The sequence below is a fragment of the Parasphingorhabdus sp. JC815 genome (genome assembly GCF_040717415.1).
GTDB lineage: Bacteria > Pseudomonadota > Alphaproteobacteria > Sphingomonadales > Sphingomonadaceae > Parasphingorhabdus.
Genome location: NZ_JBFEFM010000001.1, coordinates 183,584 through 200,775, shown reverse-complemented (window position 1 = coordinate 200,775; position 17,192 = coordinate 183,584). Strand labels below are relative to the sequence as shown.

General features: G+C 53.1%; 16 protein-coding genes. 1 reads left to right on the top strand and 15 read right to left on the bottom strand.

Going from position 1 to position 17,192, the window contains the following annotated elements; all coding sequences use genetic code 11:
• Position 1: 1 nt before the first annotated feature.
• From AB1K62_RS00955 to AB1K62_RS00905, 11 genes are all read right to left on the bottom strand, one after another.
• Positions 2–1,690, bottom strand: coding sequence for a penicillin-binding protein 2 (locus AB1K62_RS00955; protein ID WP_367000511.1), 1,689 nt, complete (start codon positions 1,688–1,690; stop codon positions 2–4).
• Positions 1,687–2,316: a hypothetical protein gene (locus AB1K62_RS00950; protein ID WP_367000509.1), complete on the bottom strand. Its 630-nt coding sequence runs from the start codon at positions 2,314–2,316 to the stop codon at positions 1,687–1,689. The genes AB1K62_RS00955 and AB1K62_RS00950 overlap by 4 nt, the downstream gene beginning before the upstream one ends.
• A complete protein-coding gene (rsmH, locus tag AB1K62_RS00945; protein WP_367000507.1) occupies positions 2,313–3,281 on the bottom strand; it encodes a 16S rRNA (cytosine(1402)-N(4))-methyltransferase RsmH in 969 nt (322 codons plus the stop codon). Before rsmH ends, AB1K62_RS00950 begins: the two co-directional genes overlap by 4 nt.
• Positions 3,278–3,766: a division/cell wall cluster transcriptional repressor MraZ gene (locus AB1K62_RS00940; RefSeq protein WP_367000506.1), complete on the bottom strand. Its 489-nt coding sequence runs from the start codon at positions 3,764–3,766 to the stop codon at positions 3,278–3,280. The genes rsmH and AB1K62_RS00940 overlap by 4 nt, the downstream gene beginning before the upstream one ends.
• Before the next feature lie 317 nt (positions 3,767–4,083).
• Positions 4,084–4,764, bottom strand: a complete 681-nt coding sequence (locus AB1K62_RS00935) for a DUF4350 domain-containing protein (RefSeq protein WP_367000505.1) — start codon at positions 4,762–4,764, stop codon at positions 4,084–4,086.
• Between the two features lie 90 nt (positions 4,765–4,854).
• Positions 4,855–5,226 (bottom strand): hypothetical protein, encoded by a 372-nt coding sequence (locus tag AB1K62_RS00930; protein ID WP_367000504.1) that lies wholly within the window; start codon positions 5,224–5,226, stop codon positions 4,855–4,857.
• Between the two features lie 9 nt (positions 5,227–5,235).
• Positions 5,236–6,237, bottom strand: a complete 1,002-nt coding sequence (locus tag AB1K62_RS00925) for a cysteine synthase A (protein ID WP_367000503.1) — start codon at positions 6,235–6,237, stop codon at positions 5,236–5,238.
• 148 nt (positions 6,238–6,385) lie between these two features.
• Positions 6,386–7,234, bottom strand: a complete 849-nt coding sequence (locus tag AB1K62_RS00920; RefSeq protein WP_367000502.1) for a phosphodiesterase — start codon at positions 7,232–7,234, stop codon at positions 6,386–6,388.
• 27 nt (positions 7,235–7,261) lie between these two features.
• Positions 7,262–9,130 (bottom strand): cytochrome c3 family protein, encoded by a 1,869-nt coding sequence (locus AB1K62_RS00915; protein ID WP_367000501.1) that lies wholly within the window; start codon positions 9,128–9,130, stop codon positions 7,262–7,264.
• Between the two features lie 15 nt (positions 9,131–9,145).
• Complete coding sequence (locus AB1K62_RS00910) at positions 9,146–10,027, bottom strand: hypothetical protein (RefSeq protein WP_367000500.1); 882 nt, start codon at positions 10,025–10,027, stop codon at positions 9,146–9,148.
• Positions 10,027–12,477, bottom strand: coding sequence for a cyclic nucleotide-binding domain-containing protein (locus AB1K62_RS00905; protein WP_367000499.1), 2,451 nt, complete (start codon positions 12,475–12,477; stop codon positions 10,027–10,029). The genes AB1K62_RS00910 and AB1K62_RS00905 overlap by 1 nt, the downstream gene beginning before the upstream one ends.
• 363 nt (positions 12,478–12,840) lie before the next feature.
• Between AB1K62_RS00905 and AB1K62_RS00900 the strand changes: the two genes are divergently transcribed.
• Positions 12,841–13,821 carry a tetratricopeptide repeat protein gene (locus AB1K62_RS00900; RefSeq protein ID WP_367000497.1) on the top strand — a complete coding sequence of 327 codons (981 nt, stop codon included), beginning with the start codon at positions 12,841–12,843 and terminating at the stop codon, positions 13,819–13,821.
• Between the two features lie 230 nt (positions 13,822–14,051).
• On the opposite strand, the gene AB1K62_RS00895 is transcribed toward AB1K62_RS00900, so the two are convergent.
• From AB1K62_RS00895 to AB1K62_RS00880, 4 genes are read right to left on the bottom strand one after another with little or no spacing between them, the layout of a single operon-like run.
• A complete protein-coding gene (locus tag AB1K62_RS00895) occupies positions 14,052–15,482 on the bottom strand; it encodes an AMP nucleosidase (protein ID WP_367000495.1) in 1,431 nt (476 codons plus the stop codon).
• A 54-nt stretch (positions 15,483–15,536) separates the two neighbouring features.
• Positions 15,537–16,235 (bottom strand): ATP12 family protein, encoded by a 699-nt coding sequence (locus AB1K62_RS00890; protein WP_367000493.1) that lies wholly within the window; start codon positions 16,233–16,235, stop codon positions 15,537–15,539.
• Positions 16,232–16,525 carry a hypothetical protein gene (locus AB1K62_RS00885; protein WP_367000491.1) on the bottom strand — a complete coding sequence of 98 codons (294 nt, stop codon included), beginning with the start codon at positions 16,523–16,525 and terminating at the stop codon, positions 16,232–16,234. Before AB1K62_RS00885 ends, AB1K62_RS00890 begins: the two co-directional genes overlap by 4 nt.
• A gap of 5 nt (positions 16,526–16,530) precedes the next feature.
• Positions 16,531–17,187 (bottom strand): HAD-IA family hydrolase, encoded by a 657-nt coding sequence (locus AB1K62_RS00880; RefSeq protein WP_367002001.1) that lies wholly within the window; start codon positions 17,185–17,187, stop codon positions 16,531–16,533.
• Between the last annotated feature and the right edge of the window lie 5 nt (positions 17,188–17,192).

The following is a 17,192-nucleotide window of genomic DNA, read 5'->3' as shown; positions in this document are numbered from 1 at the left end:
TCTACTCCTTCGGCTTCCAGAGCAAAGGTGTCAATTCCGATACATCGACATCGCGGTGTTCGTCCGGAACAACGCCCAGCATTGGCCCCACTCTTGGCACCACTTTGCGTACAATCGGCGCGGCGGTCCAGCCGGCGGTCCGCTGATATGCGCTTTCCGCATTGCCCTTTGGCTCGTCCAGCATGGCAATGATTACATAGCGCGGATTATCCATTGGAAAAGCAGCCGCGAATGTGGAAACCAGAGAAGTCTTATTATATCCGCCATTGGACGGTTTTTCCGCAGAACCCGTCTTTCCGCCAATCCGGAATCCCGGTGCATCGGCTTTCCGGCCTGTGCCATCGGTCACGATCATTCTCAGCAACTGGCGCATCCGTGCGCTGGTTGCGGCTTTGAAAACGCGCCGCCCTTTTGCTTCTTCGCCCGGCTTGACCTTCGCCAGCGTTGCCGGACGCCAAATACCGCCATTGACCAAGGCAGCATAAGCGCTCGCCAGATGTAATGGTGTGACCGCAATACCATGGCCATAAGCTATCGTCATATTGGTTACACGGCCCCAGCTTTGCGGCCAGAGCGGCTTACCCCGCTCGGCCAGTTCAATATGTGGCCGCTCATCAAAGCCCAACCGCCGGATCATATTTTCCATACCTTCCCGACCCAGATTATCGGCAATCCGCGCCGTCACGATATTGGAACTATGTACCAGCGCTTCGGGAACATTCAGGTAACGACCCTGGCTATGGTCGTCTTTAATAGAATAGCGGCCAACCCGGATCGGTTCGCTTGCGTTATAACGCACAGCAAGATCGGTTACTGTTCCCGCATCCAGCGCCGCCGCAATGGTCAACGGCTTAAAGGTCGACCCCAATTCAAACACGCTTTGTGTGACTTCGTTCGTCTGGTTGGATATTGTCTCTTTGCGTATCTTGTTGGGATCAAAAACCGGCAAAGAGGCCAGCGCCATTACTTCACCGGAGTGGACATCCAATATTATCCCCGCCGCCCCGCGCGCTTCAAGAGAGGTCATCGCCACCATCAATTCGCTTTCCAGCGCGGCCTGAACGCGGCTGTCAATCGACAATGCGACTGGCGAACCGCGCTTGCTCTCATCCTTTAAACGGTCGTTCAGAGCGCGTTCCATGCCCATCACACCATCGCCATCAGCATTAACATAGCCCAGCACATGCGCTGCCAGATCCCGTTGGGGATAAAGGCGCTCGTCCTCTCTGGGAAATTCGATTCCAATTTCGCCCAGCGCATGAACCTGCTTGACTTCATGGGGCAGCGCACGGCGCCTGAGATAAGTCGGGCGCGATCCCTCTAATTTGGCAAGAAACGCAGCGGCTGTTGTGTCCGGAAATATCTCCGCTAGCTGGTTAGCAAGCGTATTTTTATCGCCCAGCACGCGTTCCGGTACAACGCGAATGGCATAGGCTTGCATCGTGCGGGCCAATGGCACGCCGTTACGATCCACAATATCACCGCGTGCAGGCACAAATATCGAGCTGACGCCCCGCGTCGGCGGTGCATCTTCCAAAATGCCGAAACTGATCAACCGTCCGATTATGATGGTGAATATTGCCAGAAATACCAACAGCAAAACCATCAATCGAAAATGGGCGCTAGCTGCTATTTCCTTTTGTTTACCGGAAAACTGCACCCTTCTGCTGTTTGCCAGAAGGGTGGTCATTGGGCAAAGCTTCCCATGCGCTCGCTCACCGCTCGCGAGGCAAGCTGTCGGACCAACCCGTCATCAAGCAGTTTGCTTTCCATATTGGCCACCCGCGCGGTTTTTGTTTCACGCAATTGCGCTGCGCTGGGCTGGCTTGTATTTTTCTCGTCATTCACCGGCTTGTCATCGCTGCGCCCATCACTGGCATCATCCGCACTTGCCAGTTGAACCGGTGTAGCTTCCCGTTCTTTTGCCGACGCAGTGGGGAAAACCGAGCCTATTATACCGGCCGGTTTAACCTTATCCATCGTGCTGATAACCGCCACCTTAACGGGTTTACGCATGTCCTTGCCGCCCAGATTGGCCAATGCGCGTTCTCCGTCAAGAAACTGGTCCGCTACGGGTGCGACATATCCGTATTCCAGCTTGTTCCAATGTTCGAGCTGCCGCAAATTGGCGCGCGCACTAAATTCCGTTTCCAGATAACGGATGTCTTTTTTAACCGACAGGATTTTATGGTTGGTATTCGCCAGATCACTTCGCAATGTCGCAACGCTAAGCGACAGTGGGTAAAGCAGGATCGCGACAAGGAAAACAAGCGCTAGCCATCCAATGTTTTCAAGACGTTTAACTGCCAATTTCATTGCACATCTCCCATCGCTTCGTTGAATGGCGCATCGGTACGCACCGCTGATCTTAGGGTGGCGGAGCGGGCTCGGGGATTAGAGTCCTGCTCCGCCCCGGCCGGGCGCACCAGTTTGGCTGGTTTATGGAAGGTGGGCTCCGGCCGTGTTTCGGAAACTTGTGGCAAATGGCGCGAACCGGCGGATTTTTGTCCGCTGCGATCACGCAGGAAATTTTTGACGATACGATCTTCCAGACTGTGAAAAGTGACGACAGCCAGACGGCCACCGGGCTTCAAAAGGCGTTCGGCTGCTATCAGGCCGTCTTCCAGCTCTCCAAGCTCACGGTTAATGTGAATACGGATCGCTTGAAATGTGCGGGTCGCCGGGTCTTTTTTATCACCGGGCTTTTGCCCCACTGTCTTGCGGACGAGCTGAGCCAGTTCGGATGTTCGCGTCAAGGGACGCGCATTTACAATGGCTTTGGCAATTTTGCGCGAACGCCGCTCCTCGCCATAGCGATAGATGACATTCGCAATCTCTTCCTCTTCCGCTTCGTTCAGGAAATCAGCCGCGCTGGGGCCATCTTGTGACATCCGCATATCAAGCGGGCCATCCTTCTGAAACGAGAACCCCCGCTCTGCCTGATCAAGCTGCATCGAAGACACACCGATATCCAGCGTAATACCGGCTATATCTTCTCCGCTAAGGACATCCGCCATTTGCGAATAAAAGCCATGATGCAGCGTCAGCTTGCCGCCCGCTTCCTTGACCAGTTTTTCGCCGCTGGCAATTGCATCGGGGTCTTGATCGAAGCTGTGCACATGAGCACCAGCGGCAACCATTGCCATGCTATATCCGCCTGCGCCAAATGTTCCGTCAACATGCGTTTCACCCGGGGTAATGGCAAGCGCATCAATGACTTCATTTAACAGGACAGGAATATGGGGAGCAGACATGCTTAATGCCGGTTTTTCGGGGGTCATTTCTTTTTCCCCACTTCGTTGAGATGAAATTCGACGAGCCGTTTATCAACCGGAACATCGTCGGTTGAGTCGAGCAATGTCTCTGGTGCCCACAGGCAGAAAGTCTTACCGATGCCGTGAAAAATTACATTGTCTTTCAAACCGCCAATCGCCTGCAACATGGGCGGCAGGACAAAACGTCCGCTGGCGTCAAAACTTAATTCCTGTAGCGAGGAGAATTTGCGCGCACCGGCTGCATCGCGGTCATAAGGCTCGGAGCGGGCGATGGCGATTTCTTCTTCCTTGTCGATCTCCGCCAGCATGTCGATTTTGCGGCTAAGCCCAAATCCGACAAGGCAATCCCATTTTTCGTGCTGACCAAGACAAAGGACGCGGCCGTCGCTGCTGGCGACCAGATCCTTACGCAGAAATGCGGGCACAGACAGACGACCCTTGTCGTCTATCGTGGATATTCCCGATCCTGAATAAGCATATTTGCCCGACACAGCCTCAATTCCCCAACAGTATCGAAAGGCAAATCTTCCCCGATTGAAGAAGCGCGCAAGGAGCTACTCCCGAAAACATTAGAATCCCGGACAGGAAATTTTACCCCGATAAAGAATAGAGTTAACAGGGGTCTGCCGGGGATGGAAGGGGATTTTGCGGGAATATACGGGATATTATGGACTAAAGCAAACAACCCATTGATTTAATTGTATTTTATTTTCAACAGCATCTGATGAAAGCAAAGGGATTTGAGGCGGATTGCGGAACAACCTGGCGAAACTGCGGCTTTGAACCAGGTGCGAAACAGGAATCATGATCATTTTCTCAACTCCGCGATAAAAATATCTATTAAACGCGCAGCGTCCGGCGTGGCATTTCCGACCGGATCAGGCCACAAGGCATCGTTCAGGAAATCCGCATCAGCAACAAGGGTCGCCCGCCCCTCGTCCAGCTTGCACCGCGCCATTGATTTAGCTGCGCTTATCACGCACTCGACTTGTCCATTTTCTGGCCGCGGTGCCAGTTTGAACGCACCGACACCTACCGCCGTTACAGTTGCGCCGGATGTTTCCAGTTTGACATTGCGCGCCGCATCATCCGTTATTTGCAACTCCAGATTCCAGCGGCCCAGTATCGGAGACAATAAGCCGGATGCCAAGGGTCTGCGTTTGTCACCCAGCGGCAAAGAGCTTGGCCAGATAAGTTGCGGGTCAGTCAGAATTATCGCATTGCCCCCTGCCCGCACCCACGTATCAATGGCTGCCAAATCTGCCGGGTCCATTGCCGGTGGCTGAACCAGCAAGACTATATCGGTGTCCGATTTCTCCAGACCTTCAAAACTGTCCACTGCTGTAATATCATAATGTTTTTGCCAATGCGCGTATATCGGAGCGGGGGATGCTTTCCCTGAAATAATATTTTCCATCGACGCCCCTTCCCCCCATATGATCGGGAGGCTGGTCATCATCTGGATTTTGACGCTGGACGGACTGTCCATAGGGGCGCTTGTCGATGCCGGGCTACATTGCAATAACATCCCCGTAACCGGCAACAGGGCTAGCAACAAAGCGGCAAGCCGGGGCAATGCCTATCGCTCCCGATCCATGGGCGCTTCCAGTTTCGGGTCAGGCTCAAGATCGGGTACGACCTGCGCGTTTATGCCAGATGTATCCGGCGCAGCTTTTCCGCTTTCGCTTTCAGGCTTTCTCGTCGGGGTGATGCCCAATTCTGCCAAAGGCTCTTTGGGCGTTGATACCGGAACCTCCGATGCTGTTTCCGGCACCATTCCTGTGGTATCAGCTTGAATCTCTTCGGTTGCAGTTTGTTCATCACTGGCGCGCTGCAAGACAAAATTCGCTATACTGACGAGCAGCAATACCGCCACCAGACCAACAATACCAACCTGTACGCGCTGAATTGTATCCTGACGGTTGCTGGTATTTTTGGGGTTTTCGATCATCTATAGCTATTATCTGTTCGCGTCATTTTCCAACCACGGGAAAACCGGCAATCCTTTTTGTTTCAGCCAGTCTGCATTGTAGAGCGAAGACAGATAGCGAAAACCCGTGTCACATAGAATTGTCGCTATTTTGCTACCCGGCCCCAGTTCCTTACCCAGAGCAATTGCACCGGCAACATTAATCCCGGATGATAGGCCAAGACACAGCCCTTCTTCCTGAAGCAAACGCTCAACCCATTTCAGGCCTTCTTCATCACTGATCCGATATTGCCGGTCAATCGGTGCATCTTCCAGATTACCGGTAATCCGGCCCTGTCCGATCCCCTCGGCCACGCTGCTGCCTTCGGATTTCAATTCGCCATGAGCGTAATAATTATACAAAGCCGCGCCATGCGGATCAGCCAGAGCAATTGCTATATTTTCATTTTTGGCTTTCAGCCCCATGCCGACACCGGCAATTGTTCCGCCCGTCCCCGCTGCACAGACAAAGCCGTTCACCTGACCGTCCAACTGTGTCCAGATTTCTTCTGCGGTGGTTTCAATATGCGCTCGCCGGTTAGCAACATTGTCAAACTGGTCAGCCCAGACAGCACCTTCTGTCTCTTCGGCAAGACGGCGGCTGGTATGTACAAAATGCCCGGGATTGGCATAAGGTGCTGCGGGAACCAGAACCAGTTTTGCGCCCAGCGCACGCAGAGTGTCCATTTTCTCGCGGCTTTGGGTTTCCGGCATAACAATAATTGTCCGATACCCCTTGGCATTGGCGACCAGCGCAATTCCGATTCCGGTATTGCCGGCTGTGCCTTCCACAATCATGCCGCCCGGTTTTAACAATCCGCGTTCTTCGGCATCCTGCACAATGAACAGCGCCGCGCGATCCTTTACAGAGGCGCCGGGATTGGTAAATTCGCACTTACCATAAATATCGCATCCTGCTTCCTCACTGGGACCGGAAAGACGAACGAGCGGGGTATTGCCGATTAAATCGAGCGTATTGTTAAGTGTAACCATATCAGCTTACATAGTGCGGCTTATCAACGCCGACAAGCGGGGACAATTTGCAGGGCCAAAAGAGCAGCTTTAGTGCAGCGATGAGCCAAGCCTTTTTTTTCGGTTTTTTTGGATATCCACCGCTAGCCCTATTTTCTTTTCAAGCCCCCTAATCAGGCCGCTCCGCCAATAAGGCCCGAACCAAAGGCTGTAAATTTTCATCATAGCGGGCAAGCATCACATGATCTTCTGCTGTTTCAAAATGGCTGATAAGCTGTTTGCCGTTCCACCAATGCAGCGCAACCGCCGGGGGATCGGCGACAATCATATTGCGTCCATCGGGATTTTCCGGATCTATCGGAGCCAGATCAAAAGCGACCTGCGGCGCGGTGGAGGCGCAAATAGTCAGATTAGTCCCTTCAAAACTGGTCGAAACATTGCGGTGCAAATGGCCCGTTACCATGCCCTTTATCTGGTCATGACCAGCAATAGTGTCGGCAAGCCGGATCACCCATGGCTCACGCGGGTGTGTATCCATCCATGCAATGCCTGATTCCACCGGCGGGTGATGGAATACCAGCACGACCGGCTTATCCTGTTTTTCTGACAATCGCTCGGCCAGCCATTTTGCCCGGACTTCGCAAAAAGCACCGCCGTGACGGCCCTCTTCCAGCGTATCGAGGATTAACAATCGCACCGGACCGTCATCAATTTCATATTGAACGAAACCATCAGCCACCGGAACATCGGGAAATTGTTTGTGAAACGGTTCCCGCATGTCATGATTGCCAAGACACAGATAAACCGGGAAGGGCAAATCCGATAGCGCGTTTTCCAGCCGCCGGTAACTGTCCTGATCCCCGCGATCGACCAGATCACCGGTGGCAAGAAGCACATCGGGCTGCGGCGTCATCTCACATAATAATTTTAGCACTTGATCCAGACGCTTGCGGTTGAACTCCGCGGGATTATCAGGATCAAATCCCAGATGAATATCTGTTACTTGCGCCAAAAGCATAGGCGCCTCCCCCCTGTTATGTCGCTATTAACGACTAGCAATTTTCTGTTTCCTGATCTTTACTTTTAATTTGTCTGACGGTTTCAGAACGTCATCATTATTTGCAGTTTTATCGGGTGCCTTTCGCTTATCCTTTCGTTGCTCCCTGATCAGCCAGGGCGCTCCGTCATTGGCATGATAATCATGACACATCGCACAGGTTGACGGCACTTCCGCCGTTTTCTTAAATTCGCCGCCATGACATTCGCGGCAGGTTTTAATTCCGGGAAGCAACAAATCGCGCGCTGAACCAGATGTCTCTGCGGCGTGGCAACTGGTGCAATCCTCCTGTTTGTGTGCATCATGGGTGAACCAGCCCTTGTCCATATAACGATCTGTCAAAGTCACCGGTTTTATGCCGAAATCTACCCGTCCGCGTGCCGTGGGCGGTGTGACGCCGTGACAATCGAAACAGGCACCTCCGCGAGAAAACACCTGTTGAATAGCCAGATTGGCCCGGCTTGGCCGGAACTGGACCGCGCGCGCATAATCGCTGGCAACCCGCGCTTCATTCTGTTCGCCGGGCCGCCGCCGTTTCATCCCGCCAAGGTTGATGGGCCGCGCCGGACCAGTCGAGCGATAATAGGCCCGCAAATCCGCGCGAACCATATCGGGCTCTCCGTGCCGCAAAGTCCGGACCGTATTGCCGATTTCGTCAAAGGCAAGACTGTGACACATGCTGCAATTTTCTTTCATATCCACCGGCTTGAACCGCACACCGTTGGAATCAGGCGTATGACAGTCCTTACAATCCAGCGAGCTGCCAAAATTAAACTCAGCCGCTATTCTGCGCCCCATTTGTGCAACCCCGCCGGTTTTCGACAGGTGCAGATCATGCGGGAATTTCAGGCCGTTATATTCGGTCGGCTTTTCATCCAGCGAAACGCGTTTACGCAACGGATTCTTCCCACCCGGGCGGACCAGTAGCGCTGGACGAAATTGCGGGTGCAAAGTCCCGAAATCAGCCGCATTCTCTAGCTTGGTGTCCGTCAAGCGTCCGTCCATCCCTTCATGGCAATCCGCGCAGAATTTTTGCGCAGTAGGCTGCATAGCACCAGCGCCTTCATGCTCGGTGTGACATTCGACACACCGGCCCGGCGGTTTGTTGAATGCAGAGGAAAAAGCTGCGCCGATCACCTCGAAACCTTCTGGTTCGCCCATGGCTGTCAGCAGCCGGTTTTTGTCGGCATGGTCGTGCGCGTCGTCTTCGTGACAGTTCAGGCATGTTTTATCCTGAACAGTAACAAAAGCATCAACATGACAGGCCTGACAATCCCCCTCCAGACTATGGTGCGCCTCGCTCAACGCGCCTGATGACCACATGGTGTCGGCATGGAACCCTTCGGGCCGTTCCTCTACGCCGCGATAGGTTGCCCAGGTATAGATCGGCCACACCAGAAAAGCCGCAAGCACTAGGGCGATAAATCCCCATGCGCTGATCCGTTTGCTGGGCAAAAGGCCTTTCAGCGTATAGAGCACGCGCTCTTCGCGCTCTTCAGCGGAATCGGAGAGAGCCTCGACCCGCTTGACCGTCAGGATTATATCTTCCCCGTCTTGACTGACCGAAATAATATGGCCGCCAAAACCCAGCTCTGCTCCCTCGACCAGATCAATCGTCGCAGACATCCGGTCGCGACCATCGACGGAAAATTTCTGGCCCGAAACACTCTCGACCTCTACTTGCGAACCATCGAGTTGCCGGATTACGGCATGGTCGGGACTGACAGCCAGGTCGGGCAAATGGACCGCATTTTGCGTATTGCGGCCAATGCCGATTTGCGCGTCATCAAAGGGATTGGCGCGAATAATCTCTCGCCCATCAGCAGTGACCGCGATTTGACGGACTATAAAGCGCATAAACCTAACTCCCGCCTACCAGTAAAAGAAAACACTGATGATATGCGCCGTTAGCGACGCAATCAGAGCGAAAGTCATCGGCACATGAACAAACAGCCAGACCTGTAACAACGCTTTAAGTTTAAGATGACGGCGGACCCGGGCCAATGTCGCTTCCTTTCTTTCAAGCAATGCATCGACCTTATCGAGCGGGTCGTCCCCCCCCATACGCGGCTGGAAAGCGCGCTCCCGCCGCAAATCGGCCTGTGCCAGGCGTGTGGCACAATGCGGATATTTCCCGGAAATCCGTTTCACGAACCCGCCACCAAAGGGATCTTGCTCCAACGACTGGAGAACAAGCGACGCATGTTCCGCCGACAAAGGCTGTGCCGCTTCGTTTAACTGCCGGTCAAGCGAGCGCAGGCTTTCCAGCATTTCCGTCTCCGTCATCTCGTCCCGGTTATTGGAAAGCGCCTGCGGAATTGTGGCATAGAAATATATTCCGACGATGCCGGAAATAATGACCAGCATCATAAACGCATAGGATGCTGTATGAATGTTCCAGCCAAACTGGAAACCCGTGTGCAGCGTAGCGATAACGATCAGGCTAAGCCCCAGATAGATATGCGCGGACGTCCATGCCTTTAACGACCATTTCCCCGGCGTCATCGCCCGTTTGCGCACGCCCAGCATGGTCAGCCAGAGGATTAACCCCGCTCCGATCGTGCCCAGCGTATAGCCATACCAGCTACCCCCGTTATGACGCGGTGAAACATCAATGAACAAATAGCTGACAATAGAGACCAGCATGACCATTGAAGCAATTTTTAACCAGCGATAGCCCGCATGTTTCAAAAAGCCGTCATGCATGGCGAGCTTCTTTTTCGGTGCAGCGCCGGGAACAGGAACCGAAGCCATTAGACGTCCTCCTGCTCAAGTTTGGCGACTGTCAGAAACTCCTCTGGAGCCACGCGGATGGCAGCGCCAGTGGGGCACGCCCGAACACAGGCGGGTCCACCGTGAATACCGGCGCACATGTCGCATTTAATCGCCTTTTTTGCTTTTTCCTCCGCCGGGTCGCTATTCTCTGCCACCCAGTTTTTGTCCGGTTCACCGGGTCCGGGACCAAAGCCAAAGAGCAGCCAGCTAAATATGGACGGCTTTTCGGGTGGCACCTTGTCCATCCGGATCACGCCATAAGGGCAATAACGCTGGCAATTACCGCAGCCGATACAGGTGTCGTCGATGAACACTTCCCCGTCCGGTCCCCGGTGGATGGCATCGGGCGGGCAATCGGACATGCAATGGGGATGCTCACAATGGCGGCAGCTGGTCGGAACATGAAGATGTGCATAGGTCCGCCCCGCTTCGCGGTCGAGGCGGGAGAGTCCTTCATGGCTGTCGGCGCAGGCTTTTTCACAATTGTCACAGCCGACACATAGGTTCTCATCAATCAGCAGAACATCAGTCGCTTCACCAATGCCATTATCGACAAGAAAATTGGCAACGCCGGAATACATATCGACAACGCCGGAAAAACTGTCTTTCTTTGCTTCGACAAAGGCGTTGATCCCTTGCCGTGCGGCCATATCTTTTTTGGCGCGTCTCAATAGGCCGGGGTTCGCGTCGAGCACTTTCTTAAAGGCATCGCCCTGAATTTTAATCACTTCGGATTTGATCGCCGCCTTCACCGTTGCCGTGCGGAGACCGCCCGCGATCAGGGTCATTTCCCCGACATAGGAACCAGCGGGCAAATAAGAGAGAAACACCGGCTTTCCGCCAATTTCCTTTTCCACGACCATGGACCCGACACGGATGACATAAATGTCATTGCCCTCGTCGCCTTCGTTAATGATCGTTTCGCCCGCACGGACATTGATGATCTCGCTGGTTTCGACTGCTTCTGCAATATCTTCTCTGGTCAGTCCCGATCCGAACATCTGCAATAATTGCCGCTCGGTCGATATGCGGGTAATCGCGCGGCGTGCCGCAGGAACAGAGGCCTGTAATTTTAGCGCCGCCGTGCGCGATACTTCAATAGCAACCATATCCTGCGCAGCCTTGATAGTGGCACCGCGGCGGCGGCCAGAGATCAAACCGACCTCGCCAAAAATCGACCCTTCCTCAATCGGAATGACTTTCGATGTGTCTTGGGGATCAACCTCGACCAGCACCGATCCTTGGGCAATGGCGAACAGTGACGAACCGGGATCATTGCGTTCAAATATCGTTTCGCCTTTACGATATGCCCGCGGCTCGCTGTCCAGCATGAACTCCCGCATTTGCAGGGGCGATAAATCATTCAGGATCGTCACATTCTGGCGGAAAAATTCAAGCCATTCATCAACCGACCTGCCACCGGGAAGCCCGGCAAATTTCGCTTCCAGAATCGGCTCGTCTGCCGGTTTCAGATCATTATTGCCGTTGATAAATTCAATGACGTCATAACCCTGGTTCATACAATGTTTGATCAGGGGATAACCAGCCAGCGCGCCGATCACATAAATGCCTTTTTTCGTGCTTTCAAAGGCGGGGCTTAATTTGGGATAAGCCTCCCGGTCGTCGCTGGTAAATATAATTCCACATTCTTCGACAAATTTGCGCGGCGGCGCGGAACCCATACGCGCAATAATCCGGTCGCATTTAATCGCTTCCTGTCCATCGCGGGTTTCAAGGACCAGCTCCCCGTCCTTCACCTCTGCGGGTGTTGTTTCGTTGCGGATCATCACCTTGCCCTGCTCGCCCGCTTCCATCAGCAGTTTCACATTGGCTTTTTTAGCGCGGGCAAATTCTGCCGAGCGGTTCAAGATCGTGACAATATTATTCTGCGCCGCATCCGCCGCCAGACCCAGTGCATTTTCTATTCCCGCATCACCCGAACCGATGACTGTGATATGTTCGTCATAATATTCGCCGGGATCGTCCAATTGATATTGGACCATCTTGTTATCCCCGCCGGGACAGCGCAACAGATTGGGGTTCCCCTGTGTGCCAATGGCCATGACAATGGTTTCTGTCAATATTTTATCACCGTTTTTCAACGTGATAGTGAAGTTTCCTTCTTCACCTTCAATCTTTACCGGCTCTGCATTAAACTGGACATTCACGCCGCAGGCTTCTGTCTGCCTGTCCCATTTTTCCAGAATCGCCTCTCGTTTACCCGCGTCAAACTCCATATCGGAACGCAGAACAAGCTGGCTTGGCGTGGCCATGACATGCTTGCCCTTTTGATATTTGAAAATCGTATCGGAAAGATGGTCGGTTTTTTCGAGCAGTATATGTTTAAGTTTCAACTGCGCTGCACGGCCAGCAGCGCTCATGCCTGCCGGACCAGAGCCCACGATGACCACTCGAAACTTGTCCGCCACGCGCTAAATTCCCCCCTTGTTGGATGTTTGGTTCGACGCCCCCTAATGCGTGTTGATGAACCGAAACAATAGCCTTGCCTGATTTAAGCGCGACCCTAAATGACTTGACTTACTATTATCTTATCAAAAAGTCTTTGACATGAAAGTGTAAAATATCACAGCCCAAACTGCTATATTGCTATTTGTAAAAATGGACCGCACATCCAAACCCTTCAGAAAAATATGATGATAGAGTTTGGGTTAAAGCTGTTTGGCTTGGGATGGGGCTTATCCGGCCAACATGCCTAGACAGGTTCAGCGCTAACAGATACTTGCCAAAAAAGGGGCGCAATCGTCCGGTGATTTCAGGGGGAAAAACGACATATGAGCAAATCCAATACAAGTGAAATAAAATCAGCCCCCAATATCAGCCGGATAGCCCTGATAATCGCTGCGATACTGGCCCTTGGTGCGATTGGCGTGCAAATCTATCGTAGCACAGCCGGAGACGCATCTGACCCCGTGGCTATGCCGGCGACTGAAGAAAGCGGGCAGGCACCTAGCGTCAATGAAGTCATCGCGGGGCTTGAACAAAAACTACAAGAAAACCCCGATGATGCCGAGAGTTGGCGGATGCTCGGCTGGAGCTATTTTGAGACAGGGAAATTTGCCGAGTCGGCTACGGCTATGAAACGGGCAACCACGCTTGATCCGAAAAACCCGGAATATTGGTCAATGCTGGGCGAGGCACTGGTCATGGCCAGTGACGGTCAAAAAGTGCCCACTGACGCATCAGATGCGTTCAAAAAGGCGTTGGCGCTGGACAAATCCGATCCGCGCGCCCGCTATTTTCTGGCAGTGGAGAAAGATATTTCCGGCGACCATAGCGGTGCAATTAACGACTGGTTCGCGCTATTAAAAGATACGCCCGCCGATGCGCCATATGCCAGTGATATTCGCCGTGTCATCGAGCAGGTGGCAAAGAAGGAAAATATCGACGTCGCGGCGCGCCTTGCCAAAATCGCCCCCGCCGCGCCAACCGGCGGTATATCTACCGACGGCCCACAGGTTGCCACCGCGGCCATCCCCGGCCCCAGCCGCGACGAAATGCAAGCCGCTGCCGCCCTGCCCGCTGGCCAACAAGAAGCAATGATCGCCAATATGGTCGATGGTCTGGACAAGCGGCTGCAAAGCAATCCCAAAGACTCCAATGGCTGGATCATGCTGATGCGTAGCCGGATGCAATTGGGCCAGACAGCAAAAGCCAAACAGGCATTGGCCGACGGATTAACCGCGTTCCGTAACGACGGCAACGAGGCCAAACGGATCAGGGAAGCAGCAATAGCATTGGGCATCGAGGGATAGAATATAGCCGGTTTTCTCTGTCCTACAACCATATGGTTATGGCATGGTAACTGTGGCTGTTTGACAATTGAATATCCGCTCAAAATCGCGCGCGAGAGTGTGAGAACTATGTGAACTTTGGAATGTCATTACACAGTGTGACAACACAATAGGGTCTGTGCAGAATGTAAACTTCACCCCTCATGTTGGAAAATAAAGGGTGTGTGATTTGTGTGAACTTTGGTCCAAAGCTACCGGAAGAGTGGCTCGCCAAAACTGCGTAATTTGCGCGAATGCAATGTCCCTGCATCCGCTTCCTCTGCCAGGAGATCAATCGTCCGCAGACCAATGGCGAGATGCTGACCGACACGTTCCTGATAAAATGCATCTGCCATGCCGGGCAATTTAATCTCTCCATGCAGCGGCTTGTCAGAAGCACAGAGCAATGTCCCATAGGGTACCCGGTAACGATAGCCATTGGCCGCAACGGTTGCCGATTCCATATCAATGGCAATGGCACGCGACTGGTTCAGCCGTTTGGCAATCTGCTCAAAGCGCAATTCCCAGTTACGGTCGCCCGTTGTTACCACCGTGCCGGTGCGAAGATGCTGTTTTAGCTGTGAATGGTCGATGCCGGTTTCATCCTGCACCGCCTGAGTCAGCGCCAGTTGTACCTCGGCAATGGTCGGCAGGGGGATGCTGGGCGGCAACACATCGTCCAGAACATTGTCATCGCGCAAATAGGCATGGGCCAGAACATAGTCACCCAGCCGCTGCGTCCGCCGCAAAGCGCCGCAATGGCCAATCATCAACCAGACATGCGGGCGCAGCACTGCAAGATGGTCGGTAATCGTCTTGGCATTGGAAGGCCCGACACCGATATTGACCAGCGTCACACCGGGACGCCTATCCCCGCGTATCAGATGATAAGCCGGCATTTGCGGCGGCTTGCCAATGGGTGGGCAAGATGGCTTGCCATTTTGGCGGGTGATCCGGTTGCCCGGCTCGACCAGCATGTCTGCTTTCCCCGATTTCAGTTCTTCCAGACCAAATTCAATAAATTCATCCACGTAGCGCTGGTAATTTGTGAACAATATGAATGGCTGAAAATGCTCGGGATCGCTTGCACAATAATGGCGGATACGGTGAAGAGAATAATCCACCCGTTCTGCGGTAAACAGCGCCAGTGCGTTATCGCTATCGACGTTAAAAATCTGTCCCCCGTCAACAATCTCGTCATTGGTTTTGACCAGATTGGGCGTATGGAAATAATTGGGGAGCGCATCCTTTTGATATTGGCTCAAGCCACCCGAAACATTCTCTATTGCAAAAGCCAGCGGAATTGGCGTTTTGGAAAGACCGACATGAATTCTGGCGGTAAAACTACGGGTGATCCGCTCTAATTGTTCAAGAAGGTAGCGGCGATACAGCTTAGGTTGGCTGATAGTCGTGCTATAACGGCTGATATCGGATATACGGCCCGATGCGACATTGCTTGTCTCGGTTGCCTGATCAGCCGGTATTTCAACCGAGATCATCGGATAGACGCCCTGTTTACGGTCGTCGGAGCCCAGATCATCCGTAGCATAGCGCGCGAAACGCTTGCTAATCAGGGCAATTTGTTCCTGATACAGCGTCTCGAGAAGCGCAACCGCAGCCGCCGGGCTTTCGCAGAGTGTCATGACTTGATCCGAAGGAGCAGAAGATGTCATCTATTGTCCGTTAACAAGGAAAAACTAACGTCTGGAGAGCGTTAAAAACCGGGCGGCCGCGTTAAATTCGGCCTGCTTTAACTCGCGCGTTGCCATCGCCAACTCATCCTGGCCCCATTGCTGTTCCTGCCATAATTCTTCCAAATTCGCCAGCGGCCAAAGCGTATCGACATCATAAGCCCCCTCAACCAGTGAGAGCACAACAACAAGAGAACCGGCCAATCCTACCAGAGACAACATGGCGGCCAAGGCAAAATCATCCTGAGCATTAACCGCGGCAGATAGCCGGTTGATGGTCTCATCCGACTGTGATTGATGTTTGATTCCATATATTAACTTAAAATCAACATCATATCGCTGACGCGCCCAATCTAGCATTGGATCCCACCGCTCTTTCTGGTGATCGGCCAAAGCCTGTTGACTATCATCAGCGCGAAAATAGAGCATGTCACTATCCGCAAAGGCCGCGATACGGCCAGCAATTCGCTCGCGGTCCTTAGCGACCTGATCCAATGCGCCTTGTGCCAAGGCGGTTAGCGGCATAGTCGCGGGATCAATATCCTCATCCTGCGCAGCCCATTCCGCAGCAATAGCATCAGCCAGCGCAGCGGTCGGCAAATGAAGCGGATTACGGGCGGGGGTTTTAACCGGACGGCCATCAAGCTGAATTGCAAACCTATCATCTACCGGCTCACTGGTCACAGCTTCATAAAAACGCTTCATAATTCCTGACTTTTCCTTGCGTCCTCCGCCACTTGCCGTTTGACAAAGGATCGCACCATCTTAAGCGGCACTACCCATGTCTGCACCAATCCGATGACCACCAGAATATAACCGACCGCAGCTGGAATACCGGCAAGCCGCCCCAATGCAATGGCAATGCCCAGCATCAATATCGCAATGCCGAGCAGGCGAATGATACTGACCATGTAATGCAGGGTTTTGGCCTGCTTTTCCTTTTCCGGATCAGCGACATAGATCGGGTCATCATATTTTTCAGATTGCTGTTTCATTGGCTTCATCGATTAAGAGTTTCGTATAATTCATCCATAGTCACTGCAACAGTCTGCGCTCCGGCAGAGAGCAATTCCTCCCTGTCATGATACCCCCAATCGACACCGATTGACCGCACACCGGCGTTGACACCCATTTCCATATCAAAGGTAGTATCGCCAATCATCGCAGTTGTTTCCGCGCATGCTCCCGCCTCGCTAATTGCCAATTCTATCATGGCAGGATGCGGCTTTGATGGATGGCGATCGGCAGTCTGCAAAGTCACAAAACGCTTTGAAAGCCCATGAACCTCAAGGCAGTGGTTAAGCCCGCGATCCGATTTTCCCGTCGCTACCCCCAGCATCCAACCGTCATCTTCAAGCCGGTCGATAAGGTCAACCAAACCGTCATACAGTGGTTCATGGACAGCGTTTTGCTGACGCAGTTCGAAAAAGCCGTTCTTATAAGATTGAGTCACCGCCGCAGCCAGCTCGTCATCCTGCTCCGGCAATAAATGCCGCACGGCCTCATGCAGGCTAAGCCCGACTATTCGGCGCGTTAGATGATGGTCAGGAGGCGTCAGGCCGTGGGCAACAAATGCCTGGTCCATCGCGGAGCAGATATTGGCCTGGCCATCAACCATGGTACCGTCGCAATCAAACAGGGCAAGCTTGTTCATCAGACCGG